Source organism: Limosilactobacillus sp., assembly GCF_051873035.1.
In the GTDB taxonomy this organism is placed as follows: domain Bacteria; phylum Bacillota; class Bacilli; order Lactobacillales; family Lactobacillaceae; genus Limosilactobacillus.
The window spans coordinates 1-4102 of sequence record NZ_JBJEEL010000003.1 but is presented as its reverse complement, the minus strand read 5'-3'; the positions used below and the strand labels follow the sequence as shown (position 1 = coordinate 4102).

Annotated in this window: 4 protein-coding genes and 1 tRNA gene; 4 read left to right on the top strand and 1 reads right to left on the bottom strand. The window is 45.6% G+C overall.

Features of this window, described 5'->3' with window-relative positions:
* Positions 1–245: 245 nt before the first annotated feature.
* A complete protein-coding gene (locus ACI31H_RS00160) occupies positions 246–377 on the top strand; it encodes a hypothetical protein (RefSeq protein ID WP_263851300.1) in 132 nt (43 codons plus the stop codon).
* Between the two features lie 100 nt (positions 378–477).
* On the opposite strand, the gene ACI31H_RS00155 is transcribed toward ACI31H_RS00160, so the two are convergent.
* Positions 478–549 (bottom strand) — tRNA-Arg (locus tag ACI31H_RS00155).
* A 305-nt stretch (positions 550–854) separates the two neighbouring features.
* Between ACI31H_RS00155 and gap the strand changes: the two genes are divergently transcribed.
* From gap to tpiA, 3 genes are all read left to right on the top strand, one after another.
* Positions 855–1868 carry a type I glyceraldehyde-3-phosphate dehydrogenase gene (gap, locus tag ACI31H_RS00150; protein ID WP_283593464.1) on the top strand — a complete coding sequence of 338 codons (1014 nt, stop codon included), beginning with the start codon at positions 855–857 and terminating at the stop codon, positions 1866–1868.
* An 89-nt stretch (positions 1869–1957) separates the two neighbouring features.
* Positions 1958–3163 (top strand): phosphoglycerate kinase, encoded by a 1206-nt coding sequence (locus ACI31H_RS00145; RefSeq protein WP_320609743.1) that lies wholly within the window; start codon positions 1958–1960, stop codon positions 3161–3163.
* Between the two features lie 66 nt (positions 3164–3229).
* On the top strand, positions 3230–3982 hold the full coding sequence (gene tpiA / locus ACI31H_RS00140; RefSeq protein ID WP_320609742.1) for a triose-phosphate isomerase: 753 nt from the start codon (positions 3230–3232) through the stop codon (positions 3980–3982).
* Positions 3983–4102 lie beyond the last annotated feature (120 nt).

The following is a 4102-nucleotide window of genomic DNA, read 5'->3' as shown; positions in this document are numbered from 1 at the left end:
TCAAGGTCCTTCTTTCTAATGGATTGTGTGGTAACACCATTAAAGACCTTGATGGTTTTTTCTGTCCACTTAAATGTTCAACTTAAATTTTACAATCTGCCAAATACTAAAAATATTTTGCTGATTTTACTGGTCGGACAGAAATAAATGGGTGAAATACCGTCAAGGGTTGCTTTTTAAAACGTGGCCCGGTATAATTGGAACGTTAATTAATTTACGTTTGATATAAAAGGAGGCATATTCACATGCGTAAAGCACACCCATACGGCGTACAAGGCCGTCGCCCAGTTGCTCCTAAGTACAAGCGAGCATTAAAAGAAAAGAAGATCGAAGCTATTCGTAAGTGGGCTAAGGAAAAGCCAGCCGACGAAAAGTAATGATACAAAAAACAGTCCAGTGATTGCTGGACTGTTTTTTGTATCTATATTATTTTGACGAAACGAAAAAAGGCAACCGTCGAAACGGTTGCCTTTGCGATGCGCCCCCCGGGAGTCGAACCCGGATCTCGAGAACCGGAATCTCACGTGCGATCCATTACACTAAGGGCGCATGTTGCTGTGTTGTATCAATCAACGTTTATTATAATATCCTATTCTCGACTGGATTGCAACTATTATTTGAAACTTTTAATCAAGATAACGTTTTCACAAGAAAAAAGAGAATTTCTAGGGCGATTGAATAGACAATTACCAATAAGATGGGTATTATAAGTAGCGTAAGGTTTGTATATTGCTTAGACCTTACTGCATTAGTTTTACATTTTAGAATGAGTATAATTTGCTTGTCCTAAAATCGGAATGTGATAAACTAAGCATGTACGCTAATTATGTTTTCCTAAAGGAGGAAATTGCAGTATGACTGTAAAGATTGGTATTAATGGTTTCGGCCGTATTGGTCGTTTGGCATTCCGTCGTATTCACGAACTCAACACTGATGACATTGAAGTTGTTGCTATCAACGACTTGACTTCACCAGAAATGTTGGCTTACTTACTTAAGTACGATTCAACTCAAGGTCGTTTTGATGGCGAAGTTTCATCAACTGACAAGGGTATCGTTGTTGATGGTAAGGAATACCCTGTATACGCAGAACGTGACGCACGTAACATTCCCTGGGTAAAGAACGACGGTGTTGACTTTGTCCTTGAATGTACTGGTTTCTACACTTCTGCAGAAAAGTCCCAAGCTCACTTGGACGCCGGCGCAAAGCGTGTTCTGATTTCTGCACCTGCTGGTAACATTCCTACTGTTGTTCCAGGTGTTAACTTGGACACTCTGAAGGCTGACGACAAGATCGTTTCAGCTGGTTCATGCACGACTAGCTGCCTTGCCCCAATGGCATACTGGCTCAACAAGAACTTCGGTATCAAGGTTGGTACTATGACTACTGTTCACGCCTACACTGGTAGCCAAGCTGTCCTTGACCAACCACGTGGTAAGAAGTTCCGTAACAACCGTGCCGCAGCTGTTAACACTATTCCTCACTCAAGTGGTGCTGCTAAGGCTATCGGTCTGGTTATCCCAGAACTGAACGGTAAGCTTTCTGGTCACGCACAACGTGTTGCTGTACCTACTGGTTCATTGACTGAACTTGTTACTATCCTTAACAAGAAGGTTTCAATTGATGAAGTTAACGAAGCTATGAAGAAGGCTTCTGAAAACAACCCAGCTTACGGTTACACTGAAGACCCAATCGTTTCAAGTGATATCATCGGTTCTACTTTTGGTTCAGTATTTGACCCATCACAAACCGAAATCATGGAAGGCGAAGACGGTACTCAATTAGTTAAGACCGTTGCTTGGTACGACAACGAAAACGGCTTCACTTGCAACATGATTCGGACTCTGCTTCACTTTGCAGAACTTTAATCTGATTGCTTAAATAAGCTTTTGTAAAAGGTGGGAGGAGGAGACTCCAACCACCTTTTTCTTAACAGAGAAGGAGGAAACACATAGTTATGGCTAAATTAACTGTTGAAGACCTGCCATTAGAAGGCAAGAAGGTCTTAATGCGGGTTGACTTCAATGTCCCAATTAAGGATGGTGTTGTTGGCGATGACAACCGGATCGTTGCCGCACTGCCAACCATCAAGTACGTTATCGATCACGGTGGCCGGGCAATCCTGTTCTCCCACCTTGGCCGGATCAAGAAGGAAGAAGACAAGCCAGGCCTGTCCCTTCGTCCAGTTGCTGAACGGCTTTCCAACCTGCTGAACAAGCCAGTTACCTTTGTTCCCGTAACGGAAGGTAAGCAGCTTGAAGATGCTATCAACAACATGAACAACGGTGATGTTCTGCTTGTTCAAAACACCCGTTACGAAGATGTTAAGGATGGCGAATACGTCAAGCGTGAATCTGGTAACGACCCTGAATTAGGTAAGTACTGGGCTTCACTTGGTGACGTCTTCGTTAACGATGCTTTCGGTACTGCTCACCGTAAGCACGCTTCCAACGTTGGTATCGCTACTAACATGCCAGGCAAGGCTGCTGCCGGTTACCTGATGCAAAAGGAAATCAAGTTCTTGGGTGACGCTGTTGACAACCCAGAACGTCCATTTGTTGCCATCTTAGGTGGTGCCAAGGTTTCTGACAAGATCGGTGTTATCGATCACCTGCTTGACAAGGCCGACAAGATCATCATCGGTGGTGGGATGGCTTACACCTTCTACGCTGCCAAGGGCATCAAGACTGGTGACTCCTTAGTTGAAAAGGACAAGATTGACGTTGCCAAGCAAATCCTTGACAAGGCCGGCGATAAGATCGTTCTGCCAATCGATAACGTAGTTGCTGACAAGTTCGACAACGACGCTAACACCAAGGTTGTTGAAGGTGACATTGACGATGGCTGGATGGCCCTTGACATCGGTCCAAAGTCAATCAAGGAATTCGAAAACGTTCTGAAGGACGCTAAGACGGTTGTTTGGAACGGCCCAATGGGTGTCTTCGAAAAGCCTAACTTCGCTAAGGGGACCCTTGAAGTTGGTAAGTTCCTTGGTACCTTAGCTGACGCAACCACGATTGTTGGTGGTGGTGACTCTACTGCCGCTGTTAAGCAATTGGGTGTTGCTGGCAAGCTTACCCACATCTCCACTGGTGGTGGGGCTTCCCTGACCTACCTTGAAGGTAAGGTATTACCAGGAATTGCTGCAATTTCTGAAAAGTAATCTAATCTTTACAAGCGGAACCGTACTAAGTGGCGGTTCCGCTTTTTTCAAAGGAGCGATGAAGCAATGCGGGTGCCAATGATTGCGGGCAACTGGAAGATGAACAAGACGGTTGACGAGGCGGTGGCTTTCGTCAAACAAGTTAAGGACCAACTGCCGCCAGCGAGTCAGCAGGAGACGGCATTGGCAGCACCAACTCTGGCACTAGTGCCAATGGTGTCTGCGGCGGCTGGTTCGCCACTGAAGGTTATGGCTGAAAATTGTTACTATAAGGACAGCGGGGCCTTTACCGGTGAGACGAGTCCCAAGGCGCTTTATGCTGCCGGAATTCACCACGTCATTCTTGGTCACTCCGAACGGCGCAACTATTTTCATGAGACCGACGAGCTGATCAATAAAAAGGTTAAGGCTGCCCTGGAGAATAACCTCTGTCCTATCGTCTGTTGTGACGATACGATGGGCCGGCGGATTGCTTATGACCAGAAGATCCACTGGGTCGTCAACCGGATCCTGGCTGATGTTAAGGACCTGAGTGAAGATGAGGTTGAAAAGGTCACGATTGCCTATGAACCGAACTGGGCGATCGGTACCGGTCAGAGTGCCGATCCGGACCAGGCCGAAGAAGGATGTTACCTGATTCGCCAGACCATTTCAGATATGTATGGTTCCAAGGTGGCTGATAACATCCGGATCCTGTACGGGGGTAGTGTTACGACCAAAAATGTCGGGGCACTGATGGCCCAGCCGGATATTGATGGTGCGTTGGTTGGGGTTTCCAGTCTAGACCCGCAAACCTTTTTACAAATCGTTAATCATTAGCGGTGAAATGCTTGTTTTTAGTTGTGCAAAATAATACAATATTACTTGTGGAATGTATCCAAATATAAGACAGAGGAGAGATTCATCAAATGTCACTTATTACAGATATTTATGCACGTG

What these genes read in the sequence shown, in the direction of transcription:
- ACI31H_RS00160 (WP_263851300.1), top strand. Translation starts at nt 246, where the DNA reads ATGCGTAAAGCACACCCATACGGCGTACAAGGCCGTCGCCCAGTTGCT.
- gap (WP_283593464.1), top strand. Translation starts at nt 855, where the DNA reads ATGACTGTAAAGATTGGTATTAATGGTTTCGGCCGTATTGGTCGTTTG.
- ACI31H_RS00145 (WP_320609743.1), top strand. Translation starts at nt 1,958, where the DNA reads ATGGCTAAATTAACTGTTGAAGACCTGCCATTAGAAGGCAAGAAGGTC.
- tpiA (WP_320609742.1), top strand. Translation starts at nt 3,230, where the DNA reads ATGCGGGTGCCAATGATTGCGGGCAACTGGAAGATGAACAAGACGGTT.